Source organism: Actinoplanes sp. OR16 (genome assembly GCF_004001265.1).
In the GTDB taxonomy this organism is placed as follows: domain Bacteria; phylum Actinomycetota; class Actinomycetes; order Mycobacteriales; family Micromonosporaceae; genus Actinoplanes.
In genome coordinates, this window is record NZ_AP019371.1 from 7,384,811 (window position 1) to 7,406,275 (window position 21,465).

Below are 21,465 nucleotides of genomic sequence, written 5' to 3' on the forward strand. Positions count from 1 at the left end.
CGCGCTCGCCGAGGTCTCGTGCCGCCCAGCTCGTCGGAGCCGTTCAGGCTCGGGCCGGGTCGACGAGCATTTTCGCGTGCTGGTCGGCTCGGCCCAGTTCCTCGAAGGCCTCGGCCACGCCGCCCAGGCCGACCACGCCGGTCAGCAGGGGGCGGGGGTCGATGCGGCGGCGGGCGACCATCCGCAGCGCCTCGCGGAACTCGACCGGGTCGTAGCAGAACGAGAACCGCAGATCGATCTCCTTGTTGCTGGCCATCGTGGGGCGGAACGTGTCCGGTTTCATGCACACGCCGACGACCACGACGCGGGAGCGGAACGGCGCCCGCGTGACGATCTCCTCGATGACGCCGGGCAGTCCCACGCACTCGAACACCACGGCCCCGCGCGGACCGGCGCCCATCCGCTGCGCCACCCGCATCGCCGTCCACCACGGCACGCCGGGCACCCGCCGCAGGTCACGCAGGGCGTCGAGGCCGGTGCTGTAGAGCGCGGTCGCCGAGGTGACCAGCTCCCGGCGGCCGGACAACGCGTCCCACGGCGACCGCACAGCGGGATCGACCACGATGTCGGCGCCGCAGGCACGGGCCAGGTCACGCCGGGCGGCGGCGAAATCGCTCGCCACCACGTGCCGTACCCCCGCCGCTTTGAGCATGAGGATCACCGCGAGCCCGATCGGACCGCACCCGATCACCACGGCGACGTCGTCGCGGCCGAGTTCGCCGCGCCGCACCGCGTGATGGGCCACCGCGAGGGGTTCGGTCAGCGCCGCGAGATCCGGGTCGACGCCGTCCGGCACCGGCATGGTAGCGGCCTCGGCGACCAGCATGTACTCGGCGTAGGCGCCCGGCGCGAACTCCGACAGCCCGGTCATGTGGACGTCGTCGCCGTGCTTGATCAGCGGCAGCGCGACGACGGCCTGCCCCGGCTTCCAGCGACGGCGGCAATCGGGTCCGTAGGCGTCGACGACACCGGTGAACTCGTGGCCCATCACGACGCTGTGCGAGCGCCGCATGAAGTCGGCGTACCCCACCTCGGCGGCCACGTCCGCGCTGGCCTCTGCCTCGTGCCGGACGTGCAGGTCCGACCCGCAGATGCCCGCTCGCGTCACCCGCAGCCGGATCTGCCCCGGTCCCGGCTCGGGCAGCGGGACCTCGGCCACCTCCAGATTCCCGTCCCGGACCACGACCGCCCTCATGCGCGCGCCTCCTGCCGCTGCCGTGTCCACACCAGATCCTCCTCGAGCCCGGCCCGCTTCGCCGCCCACACGTCCACCATCACGTTCTGCCGGAACGCCCACGGATAACGCCGACCCGCCCGCGGCATCATCGCCGCCGCCCGCGCCAGATAGCCCGACGGCATGTCCATGAACGGACCGGACAGATCAAGATCTTCAGGCGCCTTCGGTACGACGGAACTCCAGTTCTGATCGATCATCCGTCGCAGCAACCGGGCGACCAGCCGGGCGGTGGCGTCCGCCCGTACCGTCCAGGACAGATTGATGTAGCCGATGCAGACCGCGAGGTTCGGCAGCCCGCTGAGCAGCGTCCCGTGATAGGCGCAGCTCCGCGACAGGTCGACCGGCTCGCCGTCGACGCTGATCGCCACGCCGCCGAGCAGTTTGATCCGCAGCCCGGTGGCGGTCACCACGATGTCGGCCTCGACCACCTCGCCCGAGGTCAGCCGCACCCCCTCCGGCACGTACCGCTCGATGTGCCCGGTCACCACCGAGGCGTCACCGGCACGGATGGCCTGGTAGAGATCACCGTCCGGGGCGATGCACAGCCGCTGCTCCCACGGGTCGTACGGCGGGCGGAAGTGCTCGTCGGCCACCGCGGCGGACCCGGTGCCGGCGACCGCGCCCTTGCGCAGCAGCGCCCGCATCCGGTCCGGGAACCGCCGGCACGCCTGGTAGAGCGCCCACTGCATCGCGGTGTTCTTGGCCCGGGCGAGGCGGTGCGCCACCGGCAGCGGCAGGACGCGGCGCAGGCCGTTCGCGATGGCGTCGACCCGGGGCTGCGCCAGCACATATCCCGGGGTGCGCTGCAGCATCGTGACGTGCGCGGCCTCAGCGGCCATGGCGGGCACGACGGTCACCGCGGTGGCGCCGGAGCCGATCACCACGACACGCTTGCCCGCGTAGGACAGGCCGGCGGGCCAGAACTGCGGGTGCACGACGTCGCCGGCGAAGTCGCCGGGGATGGCGGGGTCGTGCGGGTGGTCGTAGTCGTAGTAGCCGGTGCCGAAGACGACGAAACGGCAGACGTACAGGGAAGGCTCCGACCCTCGCATGACCCGCACCCGCCACCGGGCATCGGCGCCGGACCAATCCGCGGAGATCACCCTGGTGTTGAACTGGATCTTCTGATCCAATCCGGTCTCGCGCGCGGTGTCCTGGATGTAGGCGAGCAGCTCGTCACCGTCGACGATCGACCGCTCACCGCGCCACGGGCGGAACGGGAACGCGAGCGTGAAGATGTCGGAGTCGGACCGCACGCCCGGATAGCGGAAGAGATCCCAGGTGCCGCCGAGCCGGTCGCGGGCCTCGGCGATGGTGAGGCTGAGTTCCGGGCAGCGTTCCCGGATGCGGTACGCGACGTCGATCCCGGAGATCCCGGCACCGATGACGAGCACATCGACGTGCGATTCCTCCGGCATGGCGGCCCCTTGCGTGTTTCCGGCGTGTGACACGCATCGTGCACGGGTTGTCACCCGAAAAACTTGATCCTCGCCGACAAATCCTTCGGTCTCACCCTGCGCGGGGGTACGCCCCACCAGCGGTGGCAGGCGCGGCTGAACGTCGCCTGCTCGGCGAACCCGAGCAGCGCCGACACGTCCCGGAACGGCAGGCGGGTCTCGGTGAGGTAGTGCCGGGCCCGGTCGCGGCGGATGTTGTCGACCAGGTGCGCATAGGTGGTGCCCTGCTCGGCGAGGCGGCGTTGCAGCGTGCGCGGGTGCATCGCCAGGGTCCGTGCCACCGTGTCCATTCCGGCGGTGCCGAAGGCGAGCAGTTCGGCGACGACAGCGCGGATCCGGCAGGTGAGGCCGTCTTCGCCGGGCAGCAGCGCGCGCAGGCGGGCTTCGGCATGCGCCCGTAGCCATGCCTGCGCTCCCTTCACCGGCCTATGGAGCAGATCTTGGTTGATCCGGAGCAGGGATTGCGCTTGGTCCGCGCGGATCGGCACTCGGTAGAACGCCTCGTGCCCGATCGCCGGCCGGTAGGAGAGGTGGACGCCGGCCAGGCCGTAGTCGTCGCCGAACAGCGCGGTCAGCGCGCGGTGCACGAACCCGAGCCCGGCGTCCATGGCCTGCACCGGCGGCGGCCCGCCCAGCTCACCGCGATAGCGCAGCCCGGCCATCCCCGGTTCGCCGTCCGGGTCCTCGATCCAGTCGACGTGCACCGCGTCGCTGTGCACGGTCAGGTAGCGCCCGGTCGCGGCGAGGACGTCCGCGCCGGTCCGGCAGTTCGCCAGCATCATCGCGAGCGGGCCGAGCGTGTCCAGGCCGTGCCGGGCGGCCATCCGCAAGCCGAGGTCCGGGCAGTCCAGCTCGCGGGCGGCCAGCTCCAGCAGGTCGGCGAGCCGGCGCTCGGCGATCGGCACATCGTCGTGGTCGAGCACCGCCACGTCCAGGCCGGCAGCGCGCACGAACGGCACCGGGTCGGCCCCCAGCCCGCGCACGACGTCGGCGAAACCGCTGATGCCCGCCGAACGAACGGTCGCCATGGCTATGCAGTCTTGCCTGCCAGCGGCTTCCTGACAACGAAACTGCTGTCCGCCCGGAACTTCGCGCTGCCGTCGTCCCAGCCGATCCGGAATTCGGTGCCGGTCCAGCGCAGGCAGAACTCCGGATAGTTGTGCGACCGCAACGTCACCGCGCCGGCCGTCGCGCCCGCTTCGGGACAGTACGTCGCATCCTCCCGGAAGATCGCGCTGCCGTCGGCGGTATGGGTGTAGATGAGCAGCTCGTAGTGCCTCAAGTAGCGGCCGTCCGCCGTCTGGAACGAAACACAACCGGGGTCGGCCAGGCCGTCCACGGCGTCGAATGTCGCGTTCTGCCGGCTCGCCTGGTCGTCCGCCGCGGCGATCGTGGCGGTGGTGGTCTCCCGGGCGGTGACGTATCCCCCACCGCTCCAAGCCAGCGAAACCCTCCCGCGGCGAACGGTGCCACCGGTCGCCGCGCTTTCTCCGCTCGCCGCGCTGGTCTCGCTGGCACCGCCGGCGCCGCTGGACCCGTTCCCCGTATTCCCCGTATTCCCCGCGCTCCCCTGCGCGGATCTTGGATCGCCGGACGCCGCGGATCTTGGAACGGACGGGAGCGTCGATTGTGGGACGCCCGCCCCCGGCCCGGCGGTGACCTGCGGAACAGCCCTCGGCGCCGCACTGCCGTCGCCGCCCGCGACAGGCACGATCACCGCAGCGGCCGCAGCGACACCGGCGATCGTCGCCACCACCGGATGCGCCGACATGGCACCCAGCACACCGGCCTTCACGCCTGCCACACCACCACCAGCACTCACCGCGGCTCCGGTGCCGGTGACGGTCGCCGCCAGGCTTTTCGCGAGGATCGTCTCGGTCAGTCCCGGTGGTGGCACGAGGGCCGGCACCGCCGCGAGCAGGCGTTCCACCGGTACCCGTTCCGGAGAGACCGCCGAGCAGATCGGGCAGGAGCGCACGTGCCGGGCCAGGCGTTTGCGCCACAGCGGACTCGGTGATCCGTTCCAGTCGTCGGCGAGGCCGGCCAGGCGTGCGCAGATCGGCTGGGCCGCGAGGGCCGCGGTCACGGCGCGGGCGAGGTCCAGTTGTTCGCGCATCCGCTGGATCCGTACGCCGGTGTGCGCCACCCCGAGACCGATCGCGGACGCCACCTCGTTCCGGGTCATCAGCCCGGCGGTCTCCTGCCACCACAGCGACAGCAGCGCCCGGTCCTCGTCGTCCAGCCAGCGCGCCGCCTCGGCGACCTCCCGGCGCTGCCCGGTGATCCGGGTACGCATCACCGCCATGGCCTCGACGTCGGCGCCGGGGTCGGCCGCGTCCGCCAGCTCGTCGAACGACGCCGCCCGGGACCGGGCGGACTGCCGCCGGCTCTGCCAGGTGCCGACCTGCCGTACGGCGATCGCTGCCAGCCACGGTTTGAAGCTGGCGGGCGCCCGCAGTCCGGCCAGATCCCGTACCGCCCTCAGCATCGTGTCCTGCACGACGTCGTCGGCGTCCTCCGGGCTGTCCACGGCGCGCGCCACGATGGTGTAGACGAACGGCAGGTGCTCGGCCAGCAACAGTTCCAGCGATCGGCGGTCGCCATGCTGCGCCGCCACGACGAGGCCGGCGATATGGGGATCGGTCGCTTTCATGGCCGGCTCACCCTATGACGCCGACCGGCCACCCGCCCAGACCGACCATGCGGACCGTCCCCGCATAACGTTTTTCAGGTCAGGTGGGCGATGCGGACTCCGGGCGCGGGCTGGGCGGGGATGTCGTCGGGGACCGTGCCGACGAACGCGGCGGAGTCGTCGCGGGGCTGGTAGCCGAGGTCGGCGCGGGCCCGGTCGTGACGCCAGATGCTTCCGGTGTTGGCGGAGACGCCGTGGTAGACGCCGAAGTGGACGCCGGTGGTGAGGGCGCCGGTGACGAGCCGGACCAGGTCGGGGCCGCTGAGCCAGCCGGGCAGCCAGCTGCGGGCCATCGGCTCGTCGCGGACACCGCCGAGGCGCAGGCAGATGACGCTGAGGCCGTGCTGGTCGGCGTAGAGGCGGCCCATGTTCTCGGTGAAGACCTTCACCACGCCGTACGCGCAGCACGGATACGGCACGACGTCCTCGCCGATCGAGGTCGCGCCGGCGTCGGCGGCGAGGTGCACGACCGTGTCGGCGCCGGTGCAGACGTCACGGGCGAACCCGGCGTCGGTGAGATCCCCGGTGATCACACCGTCGCCGGGCGTGCGGTCGGTCGACCGGAGCTCGTACGTGGAATCCAGCGCCGGGCGCAGGTACGCCGCCACTCCCCCGGCCGCGCCGGTGATCAGGACTGTCATGCGCCACGATTATGCCCGTTTATCCCCGGGTGAGCGTGGTAACAGGCAGCCATGGGCCGTACGAAGAGAATGCTCTTGATTGCCGGGCCGATCGCCGCCGGCGCCGTCGCGGTGGCCGCGGCCACCCGCGCGGGCCGCACCGGGCAGGCGCGCCGCCGCCATGTGGTGACCGTTTTCCGGCCACTGTCCGACCTGGAGTCCGAGCAGCTGCCGGGCTCGCTGCGGGAGATCGCCGCCGATGTGGAGATCACGTTGCGGGCCGCGCCCGGCGGCCGCGGGACCGAGATCGCGGTGCGTATCCCGGAGGGTTCGAAGGCCACCGGCGGTGACGTGCGGCGGGCGTTACGGGAGACCCGTTCGCTGCTGGAGGCCGGTGACGTGCTGCTGCCGTCCGGGCCGCCGACGACCACGCGGACGCTGACGAACCGGCCGTTGCAGGCGGCCACCCGGCACGGCCGTGAAGGAGGTCTGCTGTGAGGGCGTTGCAGTGGCAGGGCGTGAACAAGCTCGCGGTCGGGACGGTCCCGGATCCGGAGCTGCGTAATCCCGGCGACGTCATCGTCAAGGTGACCAAGACGGTGACCTGTGGTTCCGACCTGCATCTGCTGGGCGGATACATCCCGTTCATGGAGAAGGGCGACGTGCTCGGGCACGAGTTCCTCGGTGAGGTCGTCGAGGCCGGCCCGGACGTGCGTAACCACCGCGTCGGTGACCGGGTGGTGGTCTCGTCGTTCATCTCGTGCGGCAACTGCTGGTACTGCGACCAGAAGCTCTTCTCGCTCTGCGACAACGGCAACACCAACCCGGCGATCACCGAGACGCTCTGGGGTCACGCTCCGAGTGGCTGTTTCGGTTACTCGCACGCGATGGGCGGCAACGCGGGCAGTCACGCCGAGTACATCCGCGTGCCGTTCGCCGACGTGGGCGCGTTCACCGTGCCGGATGAGGTCAGCGACGAGCGGGCGCTGTTCGCCTCCGACTCGGCGTCGACCGGCTGGATGGGCGCCGACCTGGGCGGGGTCCAACCGGGCGATGTGGTCGCGGTCTGGGGCGCCGGCGCGGTCGGCCAGATGGCGGCGAAGGCGGCGGCGCTGCTCGGCGCGGACCGGGTCATCGTGATCGACCGCCTGGAGAACCGCCTTTCCCAGGTACGCCGGCACGCCGGTGCGGAGACCCTCAACTACGAGACCGACGACATCGCCGGTGAGCTGCGCGAACGCAGTGGCGGCCGGGGCCCGGACGTGTGCATCGAGGCGGTCGGCATGGAGGCGCACGCGACCGGCCTGCAATACGGCTACGACCAGCTCAAGCAGCAGCTCCGCCTGCAGACGGACCGCCCGATCGCGGTCCGCGACGCCATCCATGCCTGCCGCAAGGGCGGCTCGGTCTTCGTGCTGGGCGTCTACGCCGGGTTCGTCGACAAGTTCCCGCTCGGCGCGCTGATGAACAAGGGCCTGACCGTGCGCGGTGCGCAGATGCACGGCCAGCGCTACATCCCGATGCTGCTGCAGCGGATGGCGAAGGGCGAACTGGTCACCGAACACCTGGCCACCCATACGATGCCGCTGGAGGAGGCGCCGGAGGGCTACCGCATCTTCAAGAACAAAGAGGATGACTGCGTACGGGTGGTCTTCACCCCCTGACGGGGCCGCCAGCCCGCGACGAGGGCGGCGGCGAGGAGCAGTTCGGCGACGTCCCCGCCGTAGTACATCAGCTCGGCGCCGCCCCGCCGCTCCTGGTCCGGCACCGGGAGGTCGATCAACCCGGCGTACAGCAGCTGCGAGAAGACCGAGTGGAACGCGATGGCCACCCCGAGCACGACCAGCCGGGCCGGCACCGGCGGACGCCGCGGCGCCGGGTCGGGACCGGCGACCACCCAGGCGAACAGGTAGCCGGACAGCAGGAAGTGCACGTGGACCAGCAGCGCGAGAGCCGGTTCGCGGGTGGTGGCCGGGTAGAGCGCCGTGAGGTGGAGCAGTGCCACGCCCCCCAGGTTCAGCGCCAGCGCGGTCACCGGGTTCGCGATGAGGTGGACGAGGCGGTGGCGCAGGGTCCGGCCGATCAGGCGGGCGATCGGGCGGGGAACCGTACGCAGAAGGAGAGTGACCGGCGCGCCCAGGACGAGCCCCAGCGGCGCCAGCATGCCGATCAGTAGATGCTGCAGCGTGTGCGCCCGGAAACCGGTGGCGTCCAGGGTCAGACCGGTGACCAGCAGCGCCGCGCCGGCCAGGAAGAACAGGGTGCGGCGGGCCGGCCAGTCCCGGACCAGGGCGGCCAGGACCTCGTAGCCGATCGCCACCGCCACCACCAGGATCGCGGCGTCGAGGTGATGCGCGTGGCTCACCGGCGCAGAACCCGGCCGATCCCGATCAGCACCACGCCGAGGCCGAGGAAACCCAGATCCCACCAGAACTGGTACGGCCCGCCGTGCACATGATGAATGCCCAGCAGATGATGGTCGATCACGCCTTCGACCAGGTTGAACAGTCCCCAGCCGGTAAGCATCCACCCCCACAGCTCCCGTGACCGCCACACCCGGCCCCGGTTAGCGGTGATCCGGGAGTAGAGCAGCGACAGCCCGAGCAGCACGGCCAGCCAGGTGACGGTGTGGAAGATCCCGTCCCCCAGCGTGTTCATCCTCAGCCCGTCGACGGTGTCGGCCGGATAGACGCCGGTCAGCAGATGATGCCACTGCAGAACCTGGTGCAACAGGATGCCGTCGAGGAAGCCGCCGAGCCCGGCACCGAGCACGATGCCGGGCAGCGCAAGCTCACCACGGGTCGGGAGGGAGGTCTCGTTCACGGCGCCCGCCTACCCGCTCGGGCATCGATGAAACTAGCCCTCGACGCCGGTGGCGCTGTGGGCTGCGCCGACCGGTTTGGACTGGGAGCTGCCTCGCTGGCGGAGGTAGATGGAGAGGACGGCCATCGAGGCGACGGCGAGCAGTTCGGACTGCCAGTTCTGCAGGGTGCGGTTCCAGAAGTCGGGTTCGGTCACGTACCGGGTCCAGGTGACCGGGTCCTGCAGGTTGCCGAGCTGTTCCTCGTTGTAGGCGACCCGGCCCGCGATCGACTGGCCGAGCCAGGACAGCGTGAAGATCAGGCCCATGACCAGGCCGAGCGAGTTGGAGAAGAGCCACAGCTTGAGGCCCCGGGTGCGGGCCCACCGCGGCGACTCCCGGTCGGCGAACTCGCCGACCTTCTGCTCCTCGTCGGACTCGCGGCCGGCCTTGCCGAGCTCCTTCGACTCCGGGGAGCCCTTCTGGAGCAGCCACACCGTCAGATAGATGTAGAGGAAGAACTGGAGATATTCGGACTGCCAGTTCTCCAGGACGTCGGCGCCGAAGCTGGCCGAGGTGACGTACCGGCCGAAGGAGATCCGCGGCAGCCCTTCGGTGAGCTGCTGCTGGTTGAAGTCGGCGTGCCCGGCGACCGCCTGCCCGACCAGCACGACGAGGAAGAGCAGCAGGAAGACCAGGCCGAGCGAGTTCTCCCGCAGGAAACGCTTCATCGGTGGAGCACCCCCAGCGCGGTGAAGCCGATCAGGCCGGCGGCGACGATGAGCAGGAGGAGGATGAACAGGGTTCGCATGGTTCAGCTCCCCTGCAGGGCGCAGTCGTACGGCCGGGCGTCACCCTGCGGCGTGCATCCCGCCGCGACGACCCGCCAGCCGTCGTCGAAGACCGCGAGGAACACCGTGTCGCCGGGCAGGTGGACCTGAGCCCACTGGCCGTAGACGGAGGCGCCGCTGATCGGGCCGGGCTGGGGCAGATCCTCGTCGAGGACCGCTTCCGCGCACGGTCTGCCGGCCGAGTCCTCCAGTTCGGCGACCGTCTCCGGGGCCAGCACCGCGCACGCCTGCGCGCCGTCCCGCGCGGCCGTCGCCGACAGCAGCCGTTCGGCGGCCTGCGAGGCCGCCTCCTCCCGTCCGCCCACTTCGCCACAGCCCGCGAGCAGCAGCGCCGCGCCCGCGATCACGACCAGGGTCCGTTTCATGGCGGGTGGAGTAACCCACGGCGGCGGCTTTCAATCGTACGAGAATGGAAGGATGAGCTCTGCGTTGCTGATCACCGGCACGGTCGGATCGGGGAAGACCACTGTCGCGGAGGCGCTCGGCGACCAGCTCGCCGAGCGGCGGGTCCCGCACGCGGTCATCGACGTCGACTGGCTGCGGCGCGGCTGGCCCAGCCCGCCGGGTGACCCGTTCAACGCGGCGATGACGCTGCGCAACCTGCGGGCGGTGGCGCGCAACTTCCTGGAGGCGGGCGCGGACCGGCTGATCCTGGCCGGGGTGATCGAGAGCCGCGCGGAGCGGGACGCCTACCGGGAGGCCGTCGGTGTGCCGCTGACCGTCTGCCGCCTCCAGGTCGACCTGGCTCTGGTCCGCCGCCGGCTGACCCGGCGGCACGAGAACGACCCGGCCGGCCTCGGCTGGCACCTGCGCCGCTCCGGCGAACTCGACGGCATCCTGCGGACGGCCGCGGTCGAGGACGTGGTCGTCGACGCCGGTGAGCTACCGGTGAGCGCGGTGGCCGCCGAGGTCGGCCGGCACCTCTAACCACACTGCGGCAGGCCCAGGCCGCCGCGGAACCTCGGTTCCAGGTAGACCTCGGAGATGTACCCGGTCCGGCCGTCGGCGGCGGCCGCCCGGTACCAGAGTTCGGAGCGCGCGTTGTGCGGGTTGGCGGCGCCGGCGGCCACGTCGTAGTTGTGCATGACGCTGCCCTTGGCCTGGCACTGCACGGCGATGGCGGCGCCGCTCCACATCTCGGTGCCGGCCAGTTTGCAGCCGTTGCGGGCACACCGTGGCACCGGGCGCGCCGACAGGTAGGCGGGGGTGCCGTCCTCGGCCAGGCCGTCGGTGCCGAGCGCCACCTTGTTCTGCACGATCACCGGGATCGGCGCGGTGACGGCGGAGGTGGCGGGCTCGTCGTCGGTGACGAACGCGATCACCGCGAGGGTGGCGAGCGACGCGAGCAGGGCGGTGAGAGCGATGAGGCTTCTCGTGCGGTTCTTCGGGGTGGGCGCGTCCGGCTTGGCGGGTCGCTGCTCGGACAGCCGAGACCGGGCGTCGGCGAGCGCCTGCCGTTCGTCCTCGGTCGCGCCGAAGAGCACGGCCAGCCGGCGCAGCGTCTCCGGTGGCGGGAGCGTGCGCCCGGACAGATAGTTGCTCACGGTGTTGTGCGAGCCCGCTTTGGTACGGGCGGCGATGTCCCGCAGCGACAGCGGCGGGCAGTTGTTCGTCTCCGCGTGCCGGCGGCGCAGGAACCGCAGAGCAGCGCCGAAGTCGTCGCGTGTGTGGATGGCCGCGCCGTCGAACTGATCCATCGAGACCCTGTTCATCGCCGTACAACAGCGTCCAGAACTCCTGGCTGGACATGCTACGGCTCGGCCACGGTGGAGCGCCAGCATCGACGCCTATCGTGGAGGACATCGGACGTGAGCACCACCGACAGCGGGCGGGGACCGGTCATCGTCGCGATCATCGCGGCTCTGGCGGCCATCGTCGTGGCAGTGATCGGGCTGCCCGCCACTCAAGAGTGGATCAAGAAGCGGACCTGCGACGAGAACTTCGCGTTCACGGTGCCGTCCAGCGGGCAGATCATCAACGGGAACTCGGGGATCTCGGTGACCGGCACGACGTGCCGTCCCGGCGGCGACGAGGTCGGGTGGCTGTTCGAGTTCGATCACGACGACCGGACGTACTACTCGGTCAGCGAACGGCCGCTGGACGGCGAGCAGTGGGGCATCTTCGACCGGCCGATCGGCGACCCCGGCGACGACCACAAGAACTACCGTCTCGTGATCGTCGAGGGCGGCGACGACTGCAACCGGACGCTGATCGCGGCGGTGGACGGCAACGAGGGGTGGACGAGCTTCCCCGAGACGGCGGTCCCGGCCGGATGCAGGATCGGGCCGGGACGCGACATCGTGGTCAACCGCGGGAGATGACCGGTCAGCTGCCGGTGATGGACCAGTGCCAGGGCTCGGAGGGCAGGTTCACGAAGCCGTACTTTCCGGCGTTCGCGGCCATCCATTTGAAGGCGGCGCTCTTGCGGGTGTTGATGGTGCTGCCCCCGGAGGTCATGTCGATGGCGAGGCCGACCTCGTGCAGGGAGCGGCCGGGGATGGCGGTCGGGACGCGGCAGGACGAGGAGGGGGCGGTCCAGACGTCAGGGCAGCCGTTCGACTTGCGCAGCGCGATCTGCTGCTCGCGGGTGCGGAACCCGCCGCCGGACAGCTTCACGCCCGCCTTCGCCGCGTCGTCGATCATGCGCTGGAAGGAGAAGGCGACGACCCGGTTCACGGTGACGCCGTAGACCTGGGTGGTGCTGTACTTGACCCGGGCCTGGGTCACCACGGCCTCGCTGAGCTCGGTGGCCTGCGCGGCCAGGGCGGCCCGGTCCTTCGGCCAGGACGCGATGCGCTTCTCGGCGTAGGCGACGGTCTTCACCGCGGTGTCGTGCGCGGTGGTGGCGGCGGCCAGCTTCTTCGCGGCGGCCGCGTGCCGGGTCCGGGTGAGCGTGAGCGTGGCGGTGCTGGTCCGGGCGATGACGGCACGGCTCTTCACCAGGTCGTCGGCCTTCTTCACGGCGGCCGTCGCCTTCGCCACCCGGGTCTTGCTGGCCGGCTTCTGCTTCTTCGCCGCGACCAGGGCCTTCTTCGCCAGCTTGGCGGCGTTCTTCGCGCCGGCGTGCCGGGCGTACATGGTGCGCTCGGTGGCGACGGCCTTGTCCATGACCGCCTGCGCGTCCGTCTCGGCCTTCAGCGCGGCGGCCTCGTCGGCGCCGCGGGCGGCGGCGGTGGTCCGCAGCGCCGGCAGCTGGGTGGTGAGGCGGGCGGTGTACGTCTCCAGGTCGAACTTGCGGCGCATCGTCTCGGCCCAGCTCGTCCCCGCCGAGGCGGCGACGGTGGCGGCAGCGTCATCAGCGGCAGCCGCCTGAGCCGGCACAGCGCCGGCCGTGAGAATCAGGGCAATCGCCGGTCCGGCGGCAGCGATGGCAAACCGTCGTCGCGTCGTGCTCGTTCCCAAGATTGTGGCTCCTCCCCCGTGGCGGACGAGTCGTATCGACTGCGTCCGCCACCGACTTGAGGAAACCCGTCAGAGGAAAATGCCCGCGGCCAGGCCGAGCAGCGCCGACACGCCCAGAACGCGCAGCACCGGCCACTTCACCTTGAAGATCAGCACGCCGGCGACGACCGCGATCACCAGCGACGTCCACCGCACCGAGCCGAGCACCGGCAACTCCATCGCCCACGGGCCGTCGGTGACCTCGCCGAACAGCGTGTGCACCGCGAAGAACAGGCCCAGCGAGGCGATCACCCCGACCACCGCGGCGGTGATGCCGTTCAGAGCCGCCGACAGGGCGCTGTTGCCGCGCAGCGATTCGACGTAGGGGGCACCGAGCAGGATGAACAGGAAACACGGGACGAACGTCACCCACGTGGTCAGCAGCGACGCCAGCACGCCCGCCACCCACGGTTCCAGCGATCCGGGCTGGTGGTAGGCGCCGAGGAACGCCACGAACTGCACCACCATGATCAGCGGTCCGGGCGTGGATTCGGCGAGGGCGAGACCACGGACCATGTCGCCCGCCGAAAGCCACGCATAGTGTTCGACGGCCCGTTGGGCGACGAAGGCGAGGACGGCGTACGCCCCACCGAACGTGACGACGGCCGTACCGCTGAAGAAGAGCCCCTGCCGGGTGAAGACACTGCCGGTGCCGGTCGTGGCGGCGAAGACGGCGATCGGCAGGAACCAGAGGACCAGTCCCACCGTGAGGATGGTGATGGTCCGGCGGGCCGAGGGACGGTCGTGGTGCAGCATGTCGTCGGAGATCAGCGGCGCCGGCCCGTCCTCCGTCCTCGCCGTCGTCGCCGGACGGGGACGCCAGCGGTGCAGCACCCAGCCGGCCACCGCCGCCGCCGCGATGACCAGGGGGAACGGGATCCCGAACACGGCCAGAGCCAGGAACGCCGCCACGGCGAGGGCGATCAGCGCCGGGTTGGTCAGGGCGCGGCTGCCGACCCGCCAGACGGCCTGCGCCACGATCGCGACGACGGCCGGGGCGAGGCCGGCGAAGAGCGCCGTCACCACGGTGCTGTCGCCGTACAGGGCATAGATGAGGGAGAGGGCGAGCAGGGCCACCATGCCGGGGAGGACGAAAAGGGTCCCCGCGGCCAGGCCGCCGCGCATCCCGTTGAGCAACCAGCCCACGTAGATCGCGAGTTGCTGTGCCTCCGGGCCGGGCAGCAGCATGCAGTAGTTGAGGGCGTGCAGGAAGCGGCCCTGGCCGATCCACCGGCGTTCGTCGACGAGGTGCCGCTGCATCACGGCGATCTGCCCGGCCGGGCCGCCGAAGGTCTGCAACGAGATCAGGAACCAGGTGCGGACGGCTTCGCGGAACGGGACGACGTCCGTGGTGGTGCTCATGCCGGCGGCCGATCGAGGAGCAGGGCGCGGCGGTGGTACTCGTAGAGGCCGTCGAAGATCGGCGTGGTGACCCGCAGCGTCTGCTCGTCGTCGCCGATCATCGACAGGCCGCGCAGGACGACGTCGAGGCCGGCCGCCTCCGGAGCGTGGAACTTCTCGTCGTCGATGTCGGCCTCGTGCACGATCTCGGCGATCTTCCACAGCACCGGGTCGTGCAGCTCGTAGCGGCGCAGGATCGTCTCGAACGTGCAGTCGCCGCCGTGGTGGCCGAGGTCGACGCCACGCATGTCGAACGGCGTGGCGTCGGCGGGCACCGCGGACGGCGAGCCGACGAAGACGAACTCGGGCCGCGGGTCGATGTGCCGGCGGATCAGCCAGGCGCACGCGGCCCGGTCGATGTGCACCCCGGCCCGGGTCGCCCACTTCATGCGTGCTCCCCGTCGGCGGGGGCCAGGCTTTCGGCGGGGGCCGGGTTCCCGGCAGTGGCCAGGTTCTCGACGGCGGCGCGGGCCTGGTCGCGCTGCGCCGGCGGGAAGAAGTCGCGGCGGCCGATGCGGTGCAGCTCGGCCCTCAGCCGCCGCAGCACGCGAGCGCGCTCGGTGTCGGTGCCGCCGCCCGCCGCCACGGCCTCGTCGATGACGGCCTGATATTCGGCGGCCCGCGCCTGCCGCATCCCGGTCGCGATCTGCTGCTCCTGCTCCTCCACCGCCGGGCTGGCCAGCCACACCGTGGCCGAGCCCTCCGCCTCGACGATCTCCTCGGCGATCCAGTCGAACTGCTCCCGGGTGCGCGCGTCGGCCGGCAGGGCCACCAGGCCGTCGCCGAGCCGAGCCACGCCGAGCCGCTCGAACTTGCGCCACACCGCGATCCGCGGCCGTGACGGCTCGCGCGGTATCCGGTACGCCAGCAGCACCCATCCGGTCACGACGTGATGTAACCACGGTTACTCCTACGTCGCAAGCAGGGTTCGTAGGTATGCCGTGACCAGCGGATTTAGGTAACCGCTCCCGATGTGAGCACCCCTCCTCAACGACGACGATTGATCCATCAAACAGGAAACGAGGAGGACGGGTAACCATGCTGATGCATCCGGAGATCATGATGTCGCTGGCGAACGACCGGCACCGCGAGCTGGTCGCCGAGGCCGACCGCGGCCGTCTGCTGCGCAGCGCGCGCCGCGTCCTGGCGGCCAGGCGTGAGCCGGTTCGCGGCCAGCCGGCCACCGCGACGGCCACCGGTACGCTGGCGCCGTGCGAATCTACCGCGGTGGCGCCAGCCCGATGATGATCGGGCGGGACGGGGAGCTGAGCCGCCTGGCACAGCTCGCCGCCTCCGGGGAACCGGCCGTCGCGATCATCGCGGGCGAGCCGGGCATCGGGAAGACCAGGCTGGTGCACGAGCTGCTGGGGACACTCTCCCCGCAGACCGTCGTGCTGGTCGGTCAGGCCGAGCCCGGCTCGCTGTCCCGGCCGTACGAGGTGCTGCTCGACGCCGTCTCCGGGTTTCCCGGCGCCGGCGAGGAGAAGATCGCCGACCCCACGCTGAGCCCGGTGGAACGACTGCACGCCGGGCTCGCCATCCTGAACGGACTGATCGGCGCGCACCCCGCCGTCATCGTCTTCGAGGACCTGCACTGGGCCGACTCGGAGAGCGCCGCCCTGTTCGAGCGGATCGCCGACCAGCACGGCCCGCGTCTGCTGATCGGCACCTACCGGCCGGACGAGGTCACCCGCCGTCAGCCGGTGGCGGGTCTGCTGGCCCGGATGGAACGCCGCCACGCCGTCACCCACGTACGCCTGGATCGCCTGACGCCGGCGCAGACGGCCGCGCTGCTGGCCGCCGCGACCGGGAAGCCGGCGCCGCTGCGGGCCGCGACCGCCCTGCATCATCGGACCGGCGGCAATCCGTTCTTCCTGGAGGAGCTGCTGCGGGCGCTGCCCGGCTACGACGTGGAGGAGCTGGTCGAGCAGCCGCTGCCGTGGAGTCTCGCGGACGTGCTGCGCCGGCAGGTCGACGACCTCGACCCGGTCAGCCACCGGATCGTCGAGGCCGCCACCGTGCTCGGCCACCGCATCCCGTTCGACCTGCTCGCCGGGGTGACCGGCGCGGGCGAGGACGAGCTGATCGCGGTACTGCGCGACCTGGTCACCCGCGGGGTGCTGGTGGAGTCCGGTGAGGACGAGTTCGCGTTCCGGCACGCGCTGGTCCGCGAGGCGATCGCCGGGCAGCTGCTCGGCCGGCAGCGGCGGCGGCTGCACGAGGCCGCCCTCGACGTCCTGCTGCACGAGCGGGCGTCGGACCCGGCCATGGTGGCGCATCACGCCCGCGGCGCCGGCCGCTACGACGACATGATCACGGCGGCGCGGCAGGGCGCCGAGCTGTACCTCTCGATCGGGTCGGCCTACCAGGCGCTGCAGCTCGCCGAGATGGGTCTCGACGAGCAGCCCGACGACACGGCACTGCTCTCCTCGGCCGCCAACGCGGCCTGGCTGGCCGGGCTTCTGGACGAGGCCATCCAGTACGGCCGACGCTGGCGTGATCTCGCCGCCAGCAGCACCGACCGCGCTCTCTCGCTCTACCTGCTGGTGCGCCTCGCGTGGGAGTCGCGCGACACCGCCGAGATGCGGGCGCTCACCGAGGACATCGAGACGCTGATCGCTGAGCTGCCGCCCGGCGCCGACCAGGCCAAGGCGATGACCGCCATCGCGCAGTCCGCCTATCTGCGCGACGACTTCGACGCGGCGCTGCTCTGGGCCGACCGGGCTCTGGCGCTGGCCGACGAGTTCCGGCTGCCGAACGTACGCCTGGCCGCCCTGCTGGAGAAGGGTTCCACGCTCTCCGAGCTGCCGCGTACCGCCTCGGACGGCCGCAAGATGCTGTCCGCGCTGGTCGACGAGGCGGAGCAGGCCGGCGAGTGGGTCCTCGCGGCCCGCGCCCTGAACGCGCTGGTGCACGGCGAGCCGCCGAACGACCCGGAGGAGCACGCCGCCAACCTAGAACGGATGCGCGTCGACGCGGAGCGGGCCGGGTTCGAGTCGCTTGCCGTCGCCACCTACTTCCAGGGCCGGGCCCGGCTCGCCATCCGCGCCGGTGACCTGACCGCCGCGATCACGGCGCTCGAAGAAGGCCGCGAACAGGACCGCGGCTATCAGCGCCGAGGCCGCTGGGCCGACTACCACGGCGTCTTCCTGGCCGGGCTCTACCTGGAGGCGGGCGAGCTGGACCGGGTCGAGCAGCTGATCGCCAGCATCACGACGCTGCCGGACAACCCGCCGACCACCGTCCCCGGGCTCGTCTTCCACCTGGCGTGCCGCCGCGGCGACCGGCCGCGCGCCGAGGCCGCCCTCGACGATCTGTTCACCGCCCTCGAAGGCCAGTCGTGGCGCAGCGGCGAACAGGCCCACGACCTGATCTCCGCCGCCATCGAACTGGGCCTGCCGCCCGACCTGCTCGACCGGATGGCCGCCGAACTGCTCGACGCCGACGTGTGGGACGCCCTGCGAACACTGGTCGAGGCCCAGGTCGACGAGGCACACGGCCGGCACGACGCCGCTCTCGACCGCTATCTCTCCATCGTCGACGCGCACATCTTCTCCCCCGCCACCCGCGGCACGGTCCGGACCGGCGCGGCCCGCTGCCTGATCGCCACCGGCCGCCTCGCCGATGCCGCCGCGCACGTGGACGCGGCCGGACCGCTGCTGTCCGGCTGGCGTGGCTGGCGGGTCGTGCAACGGGAACGGATCCGGGCCCAGCTCGGACCGTCCCCGTCCGCGCTCACCCCTCGTGAGCTCGAAGTCGCGATGCTGATCAGTGACGGCCTGACCAACGCCGAGCTGGCGCAGCGGCTCTACATCTCGCCGAAGACCGCTGCCGTCCACGTCTCGAACATCCTGCGCAAGCTGGGCGTCACCTCACGCACCGAGGTCACCGGCCGCCTGTCCGCATTGTGAGACGCTGGGCGGGTGACAACCCTCGACCTCATCGGATGGGCCGGCTCCGCGCTGCTCGTCTGGTCCCTCCTGCAGAGCCGCCTGCTCCGGCTGCGCGCCCTCAACCTGGCCGGCTGCGTGGTCCTGCTCGGCTTCAACGCGGCGATCGGCGTGTGGCCGATGGTCGGCCTCAACATCGTCCTCGCCGCGATCAACATCTGGTACCTGTGGCGGATGCTGGCCACCCGGCACGACGCGGCGACGTACCAGGTGGTGGAGGTGCGCACCGACGACGAGTTCCTGGCGCACACGTTGCGGCTGCACCACGACGACATCCTCCGGTTCAATCCTTCCTTCTCCCGCCGAGGTGATGAAGCGGCGTTCCTCGTCGTCAGTGGCGACGAGGTCGTCGGGGTGGTGCTGTTCCGGGCGGCCGGTGACGGGGTGGCGCAGGTCGTGCTCGACTACGTGACCCAGCGGTACCGCGATTTCACCCCGGGCGAGTTCGTCTTCCGCCAGAGCCGCTACTTCGCCGACCGCGGTTGCCGCACCGTGCTGACGCCACCGGGGATGCGGTCGCCGTACTACGCCCGTCTGGGCTTCCAGCCACGCGGCGACTCCTACGCGCTGGAACTCTAGGTCCGGGCTTGCCCCTGACGCTGCGTCAACCTGCACGCTGGATCACACGGTGCGGGAGGGAACAGTTCGCGACCCAGGGCTACTGATGTGCCCGCGGTGGCCGGACGTAACCCGCACATCACGATCCACGCCAAGGTCGCGAGCCATCACGGCGCGATCGCCGACGCGGTCCGCGGCGTCGCCGGTTGAGGCGGTCTGGAGCCCATGCTCACGATCAGCCGGCTCGCCTCCTACGCCGGGGTGACAGTGCCGGACTGCTCGCACCGTCACCAGACCGGCCTGCTCGCCGAGCCCGGCCTGCTCGCCGAGCCCGGCCGCGACCACTCCGGCTACCGCAGCTACGACGCCGCCGCCGTCGTGCGGCTGGTCCGGATCCGCGTGCCGGCGGATGCGGGCGTGCCCCTCGCGCGGGTGCGGGAACTCCTCGACGCCGGCCCCGACGAGTTCGCCCGGGCAGTCGAGGAGATCGACAAAACATCGAGCGCCGGCATCCGCCGTCTCCGGAGCGACCGCACGCGGATCGCCGAACTCGCCGCCGGTGATCACCTGGCCCTTCCCCGGAGCGTCGTGGACCACCTCGACCGGCTGCGCGGGCTCGGCGTCGGCGAGACCTACGTCGATCGCGAACGGGACGCCCGGATCATGCTCGCCGCCCAGGCGCCGCAGATCATCGCCTCCGTGATCGCCGAGAAGAACCCGTTACCTGGACCAGAACCCGGACGTCACCCGGCTTTATCGCCTCCTCGGCTCCGCGCCGGACTGACCGCCGGACGATCCGCGAATCGTCGAGCTCGCCGACCTCGTCGAGCGACTCCGCATCCGCGCTGTCCGGAGCGGCGAACTGGCGATCGTCGGCACCGATCGGCCGGACCCGATCGCGGCCCTGCTGGACGCGGCCATGACCGAGCCCGCACCGGTGGCCCCGCGGCTGCCGGCGATCGTCGAGCAACGCGGGTGGCGTGCCTGGACACAGCTCGAACGCATCCCCGAGGACCCCACCGCCTGACGCACCGGCAGCATCATGAGCGGACCGGTTCAGAAATTCCCACATCGGGATTGACGTTTCGCACGAGTGCTCCTCCCGTTGCGCGAACCGCGCCCGGCCGCGCCCTCTCGAAGCGGTGGAACACCACACCGAGCACGACCAGCACCACCGCGAACGCCGGCAGCCACACCAACCGGTGCGCCACCCACCCCGGACCCGGCAGGTCATGCAGGCCCGGCAGCGCCCCGAAGAACCCGCCGGCGAACGTGACCAGGAGCATCGCGGTCTGATGCCAGCAGTACGCCGTCATCGCGCAGAGATTGAGCACGACGACCGGAACCCACACCACCGGCCTCTCCAGCACCCGCCGCAGCCACGGCCGGACCAGCAGGAACGCGCCGATCTGCGCCAGCCCGAGCCCGACCGCGAACAACGTCGGCGGCGCGAGGTTGGACCGCCCGTCCCCCGGCACACCCACAGCGGACGCCGGATAGCCGGCGATCAGCACGAGCCCGGCACAGGTGACGACACCGACAGGCAGGAGGAAGGCACCGGCACGACGAGGCAGAGCCCTGTCCGCCAGAGCGATCCCGAGCAGATAGGGCACCGCCCACCCCGCCAGAACATCCACCATCGCGAGCACCGGCGAGAGGTCCGCGCCGGCTTGCCCGATCGCGTGAGGAGGCAGGATGGCTGCGCCGCGTTCCACGATCGCGGGAGGACGGGAGGACAGCACATCGCTGAGCCCCACCACCGCTGCCGGCGACAGCGCGGACCAGACGCCCCACCGAGCGACCACCGCGCGCAACAACGGAGTCAGCGCGGTCAGGACCAGGAATATCGCCAGGAACCACAATGGATGGATCACCAGGGACCCGATCAGCCGCCGGGTGCCGGACGGCACGCCGGTCAGCCACAACACGAGCAGGATGACGGCCCACACCAGGGCGAACGCCAGCACCGGCCGGGACAGGCGGGACAGCCGGGAGGACAACCACGGCCACGGTCTCCGGCGGCGCAGCCCGCACGCCGCCGCATAGCCGCCCGCGAAGAAGAACGGCGCGAGCGTCTGCAGCACCCACGTCGCCGGCACCAGCCCCGGCGAGGAGGAGAGCGGACTGACCCCACGCCAGGACGGCCCGGCCACGACCGCCGTCACGAGCCAGTGCCCGAGCACCACACCGGCGATCGCCACCGCACGCAGGGCGTCGATGGTGCGGTCACGGTGAAGGGGCGTCGCGAACATGCCGTCAACGGTCCCGCCTTCGCCGCCCCGGCGCATCGGACCACGGTCGGCTCTTTCGGAGCCGGTCTCGGCCCCTGGTTCTACCACCGTGGTCCGACGGCACCACCGGCGCTAAACTGCGATTCGGATGTTCAACCGCCTCGGGAGGGTGTTCCCGCACCCTTCCGGGGACCCGTCCATCAGGACGGCAGGTCTGCTCGCAGAAG

The 21,465-nt window shown here is 71.4% G+C and carries 23 protein-coding genes; 7 read left to right on the forward strand and 16 right to left on the reverse strand.

Features of this window, described 5'->3' with window-relative positions:
* Positions 1 to 43: 43 nt before the first annotated feature.
* From EP757_RS34020 to EP757_RS34040, 5 genes are all read right to left on the reverse strand, one after another.
* A complete protein-coding gene (locus EP757_RS34020; protein WP_127552489.1) occupies positions 44 to 1,195 on the reverse strand; it encodes a zinc-binding dehydrogenase in 1,152 nt (383 codons plus the stop codon).
* Entirely contained in the window at positions 1,192 to 2,655 is a 1,464-nt protein-coding gene (locus EP757_RS34025; RefSeq protein WP_127552490.1) for an NAD(P)/FAD-dependent oxidoreductase, read from the reverse strand. The genes EP757_RS34020 and EP757_RS34025 overlap by 4 nt, the downstream gene beginning before the upstream one ends.
* A 50-nt stretch (positions 2,656 to 2,705) precedes the next feature.
* Positions 2,706 to 3,722 (reverse strand): AraC family transcriptional regulator, encoded by a 1,017-nt coding sequence (locus EP757_RS34030; protein ID WP_127552491.1) that lies wholly within the window; start codon positions 3,720 to 3,722, stop codon positions 2,706 to 2,708.
* A 2-nt stretch (positions 3,723 to 3,724) separates the two neighbouring features.
* A complete protein-coding gene (locus EP757_RS34035; RefSeq protein WP_127552492.1) occupies positions 3,725 to 5,347 on the reverse strand; it encodes a sigma-70 family RNA polymerase sigma factor in 1,623 nt (540 codons plus the stop codon).
* Between the two features lie 74 nt (positions 5,348 to 5,421).
* Positions 5,422 to 6,027: an NAD(P)-dependent oxidoreductase gene (locus tag EP757_RS34040; RefSeq protein ID WP_127552493.1), complete on the reverse strand. Its 606-nt coding sequence runs from the start codon at positions 6,025 to 6,027 to the stop codon at positions 5,422 to 5,424.
* Between the two features lie 69 nt (positions 6,028 to 6,096).
* Between EP757_RS34040 and EP757_RS34045 the strand changes: the two genes are divergently transcribed.
* Both EP757_RS34045 and EP757_RS34050 read left to right on the forward strand, forming a co-directional pair.
* Positions 6,097 to 6,504: a hypothetical protein gene (locus EP757_RS34045; RefSeq protein ID WP_232050141.1), complete on the forward strand. Its 408-nt coding sequence runs from the start codon at positions 6,097 to 6,099 to the stop codon at positions 6,502 to 6,504.
* Positions 6,501 to 7,670, forward strand: a complete 1,170-nt coding sequence (locus tag EP757_RS34050) for a zinc-dependent alcohol dehydrogenase (protein WP_127552495.1) — start codon at positions 6,501 to 6,503, stop codon at positions 7,668 to 7,670. The genes EP757_RS34045 and EP757_RS34050 overlap by 4 nt, the downstream gene beginning before the upstream one ends.
* Here EP757_RS34050 and EP757_RS34055 read toward each other — a convergent pair.
* The 4 genes from EP757_RS34055 to EP757_RS34070 form a co-directional block, all read right to left on the reverse strand.
* Entirely contained in the window at positions 7,613 to 8,371 is a 759-nt protein-coding gene (locus EP757_RS34055) for a cytochrome c oxidase assembly protein (RefSeq protein WP_127552496.1), read from the reverse strand. The two genes, EP757_RS34050 and EP757_RS34055, sit on opposite strands and share 58 nt — an antisense overlap.
* Complete coding sequence (locus tag EP757_RS34060) at positions 8,368 to 8,829, reverse strand: DUF2243 domain-containing protein (protein WP_127552497.1); 462 nt, start codon at positions 8,827 to 8,829, stop codon at positions 8,368 to 8,370. Before EP757_RS34060 ends, EP757_RS34055 begins: the two co-directional genes overlap by 4 nt.
* A 33-nt stretch (positions 8,830 to 8,862) precedes the next feature.
* Positions 8,863 to 9,537 (reverse strand): DUF6766 family protein, encoded by a 675-nt coding sequence (locus tag EP757_RS34065; protein WP_127552498.1) that lies wholly within the window; start codon positions 9,535 to 9,537, stop codon positions 8,863 to 8,865.
* 83 nt (positions 9,538 to 9,620) lie between these two features.
* Complete coding sequence (locus EP757_RS34070; RefSeq protein WP_127552499.1) at positions 9,621 to 10,022, reverse strand: hypothetical protein; 402 nt, start codon at positions 10,020 to 10,022, stop codon at positions 9,621 to 9,623.
* Positions 10,023 to 10,074: 52 nt separating this feature from the next.
* Between EP757_RS34070 and EP757_RS34075 the strand changes: the two genes are divergently transcribed.
* Positions 10,075 to 10,584 (forward strand): adenylyl-sulfate kinase, encoded by a 510-nt coding sequence (locus EP757_RS34075; protein WP_127552500.1) that lies wholly within the window; start codon positions 10,075 to 10,077, stop codon positions 10,582 to 10,584.
* Here EP757_RS34075 and EP757_RS34080 read toward each other — a convergent pair.
* Positions 10,581 to 11,354, reverse strand: coding sequence for a helix-turn-helix domain-containing protein (locus tag EP757_RS34080; RefSeq protein ID WP_160165968.1), 774 nt, complete (start codon positions 11,352 to 11,354; stop codon positions 10,581 to 10,583). The genes EP757_RS34075 and EP757_RS34080 overlap by 4 nt on opposite strands.
* 111 nt (positions 11,355 to 11,465) lie before the next feature.
* Here EP757_RS34080 and EP757_RS34085 point away from each other — a divergent pair, with 111 nt between their 5' ends.
* The gene (locus EP757_RS34085) at positions 11,466 to 11,978 is read left to right on the forward strand and encodes a hypothetical protein (protein ID WP_127552502.1); all 513 of its coding nucleotides are present in this window, start codon (positions 11,466 to 11,468) and stop codon (positions 11,976 to 11,978) included.
* A gap of 4 nt (positions 11,979 to 11,982) precedes the next feature.
* Here the strand turns inward: EP757_RS34085 and EP757_RS34090 are convergent, their stop codons facing one another.
* The 4 genes from EP757_RS34090 to EP757_RS34105 all read right to left on the reverse strand — a co-directional run bounded on the left by EP757_RS34090 (position 11,983) and on the right by EP757_RS34105 (position 15,385).
* On the reverse strand, positions 11,983 to 12,978 hold the full coding sequence (locus EP757_RS34090; RefSeq protein ID WP_232050142.1) for a M15 family metallopeptidase: 996 nt from the start codon (positions 12,976 to 12,978) through the stop codon (positions 11,983 to 11,985).
* A gap of 150 nt (positions 12,979 to 13,128) precedes the next feature.
* The gene (chrA, locus tag EP757_RS34095) at positions 13,129 to 14,460 is read right to left on the reverse strand and encodes a chromate efflux transporter (protein WP_127552503.1); all 1,332 of its coding nucleotides are present in this window, start codon (positions 14,458 to 14,460) and stop codon (positions 13,129 to 13,131) included.
* Entirely contained in the window at positions 14,457 to 14,888 is a 432-nt protein-coding gene (locus EP757_RS34100) for a chromate resistance protein ChrB domain-containing protein (protein WP_127552504.1), read from the reverse strand. Before EP757_RS34100 ends, chrA begins: the two co-directional genes overlap by 4 nt.
* The gene (locus EP757_RS34105; RefSeq protein WP_197725442.1) at positions 14,885 to 15,385 is read right to left on the reverse strand and encodes a Chromate resistance protein ChrB; all 501 of its coding nucleotides are present in this window, start codon (positions 15,383 to 15,385) and stop codon (positions 14,885 to 14,887) included. The genes EP757_RS34100 and EP757_RS34105 overlap by 4 nt, the downstream gene beginning before the upstream one ends.
* A 152-nt stretch (positions 15,386 to 15,537) precedes the next feature.
* On the opposite strand from EP757_RS34105, the gene EP757_RS34110 reads away from it, so the two are divergent.
* Genes EP757_RS34110 through EP757_RS34120 form a run of 3 tightly spaced genes read left to right on the forward strand, consistent with a single transcriptional unit; the run spans position 15,538 to position 19,028 of the window.
* On the forward strand, positions 15,538 to 15,744 hold the full coding sequence (locus tag EP757_RS34110) for a hypothetical protein (protein WP_127552505.1): 207 nt from the start codon (positions 15,538 to 15,540) through the stop codon (positions 15,742 to 15,744).
* Positions 15,711 to 18,410: a LuxR family transcriptional regulator gene (locus EP757_RS34115; RefSeq protein WP_232050143.1), complete on the forward strand. Its 2,700-nt coding sequence runs from the start codon at positions 15,711 to 15,713 to the stop codon at positions 18,408 to 18,410. The genes EP757_RS34110 and EP757_RS34115 overlap by 34 nt, the downstream gene beginning before the upstream one ends.
* A gap of 12 nt (positions 18,411 to 18,422) precedes the next feature.
* Positions 18,423 to 19,028, forward strand: coding sequence for a hypothetical protein (locus tag EP757_RS34120; RefSeq protein ID WP_127552506.1), 606 nt, complete (start codon positions 18,423 to 18,425; stop codon positions 19,026 to 19,028).
* Positions 19,029 to 19,070: 42 nt separating this feature from the next.
* Here the strand turns inward: EP757_RS34120 and EP757_RS44220 are convergent, their stop codons facing one another.
* Together EP757_RS44220 and EP757_RS34130 are read right to left on the reverse strand one after the other, a co-directional pair.
* Positions 19,071 to 19,604, reverse strand: a complete 534-nt coding sequence (locus EP757_RS44220; protein ID WP_232050144.1) for a hypothetical protein — start codon at positions 19,602 to 19,604, stop codon at positions 19,071 to 19,073.
* A gap of 443 nt (positions 19,605 to 20,047) precedes the next feature.
* On the reverse strand, positions 20,048 to 21,259 hold the full coding sequence (locus EP757_RS34130) for an acyltransferase (protein WP_127552507.1): 1,212 nt from the start codon (positions 21,257 to 21,259) through the stop codon (positions 20,048 to 20,050).
* Positions 21,260 to 21,465: the final 206 nt, after the last annotated feature.

Excerpts from the sequence above, each read along its gene's own strand:
- EP757_RS34040 (WP_127552493.1), bottom strand. The coding sequence starts at position 6,027 with ATGACAGTCCTGATCACCGGCGCGGCCGGGGGAGTGGCGGCGTACCTG.
- chrA (WP_127552503.1), bottom strand. The coding sequence starts at position 14,460 with ATGAGCACCACCACGGACGTCGTCCCGTTCCGCGAAGCCGTCCGCACC.
- EP757_RS34020 (WP_127552489.1), bottom strand. The coding sequence starts at position 1,195 with ATGAGGGCGGTCGTGGTCCGGGACGGGAATCTGGAGGTGGCCGAGGTC.
- EP757_RS34080 (WP_160165968.1), bottom strand. The coding sequence starts at position 11,354 with ATGGATCAGTTCGACGGCGCGGCCATCCACACACGCGACGACTTCGGC.
- EP757_RS34025 (WP_127552490.1), bottom strand. The coding sequence starts at position 2,655 with ATGCCGGAGGAATCGCACGTCGATGTGCTCGTCATCGGTGCCGGGATC.
- EP757_RS34035 (WP_127552492.1), bottom strand. The coding sequence starts at position 5,347 with ATGAAAGCGACCGATCCCCATATCGCCGGCCTCGTCGTGGCGGCGCAG.
- EP757_RS34110 (WP_127552505.1), top strand. The coding sequence starts at position 15,538 with ATGCTGATGCATCCGGAGATCATGATGTCGCTGGCGAACGACCGGCAC.
- EP757_RS34130 (WP_127552507.1), bottom strand. The coding sequence starts at position 21,259 with ATGTTCGCGACGCCCCTTCACCGTGACCGCACCATCGACGCCCTGCGT.
- EP757_RS34075 (WP_127552500.1), top strand. The coding sequence starts at position 10,075 with ATGAGCTCTGCGTTGCTGATCACCGGCACGGTCGGATCGGGGAAGACC.
- EP757_RS34030 (WP_127552491.1), bottom strand. The coding sequence starts at position 3,722 with ATGGCGACCGTTCGTTCGGCGGGCATCAGCGGTTTCGCCGACGTCGTG.
- EP757_RS34065 (WP_127552498.1), bottom strand. The coding sequence starts at position 9,537 with ATGAAGCGTTTCCTGCGGGAGAACTCGCTCGGCCTGGTCTTCCTGCTG.
- EP757_RS34070 (WP_127552499.1), bottom strand. The coding sequence starts at position 10,022 with ATGAAACGGACCCTGGTCGTGATCGCGGGCGCGGCGCTGCTGCTCGCG.
- EP757_RS34045 (WP_232050141.1), top strand. The coding sequence starts at position 6,097 with ATGCTCTTGATTGCCGGGCCGATCGCCGCCGGCGCCGTCGCGGTGGCC.
- EP757_RS34100 (WP_127552504.1), bottom strand. The coding sequence starts at position 14,888 with ATGAAGTGGGCGACCCGGGCCGGGGTGCACATCGACCGGGCCGCGTGC.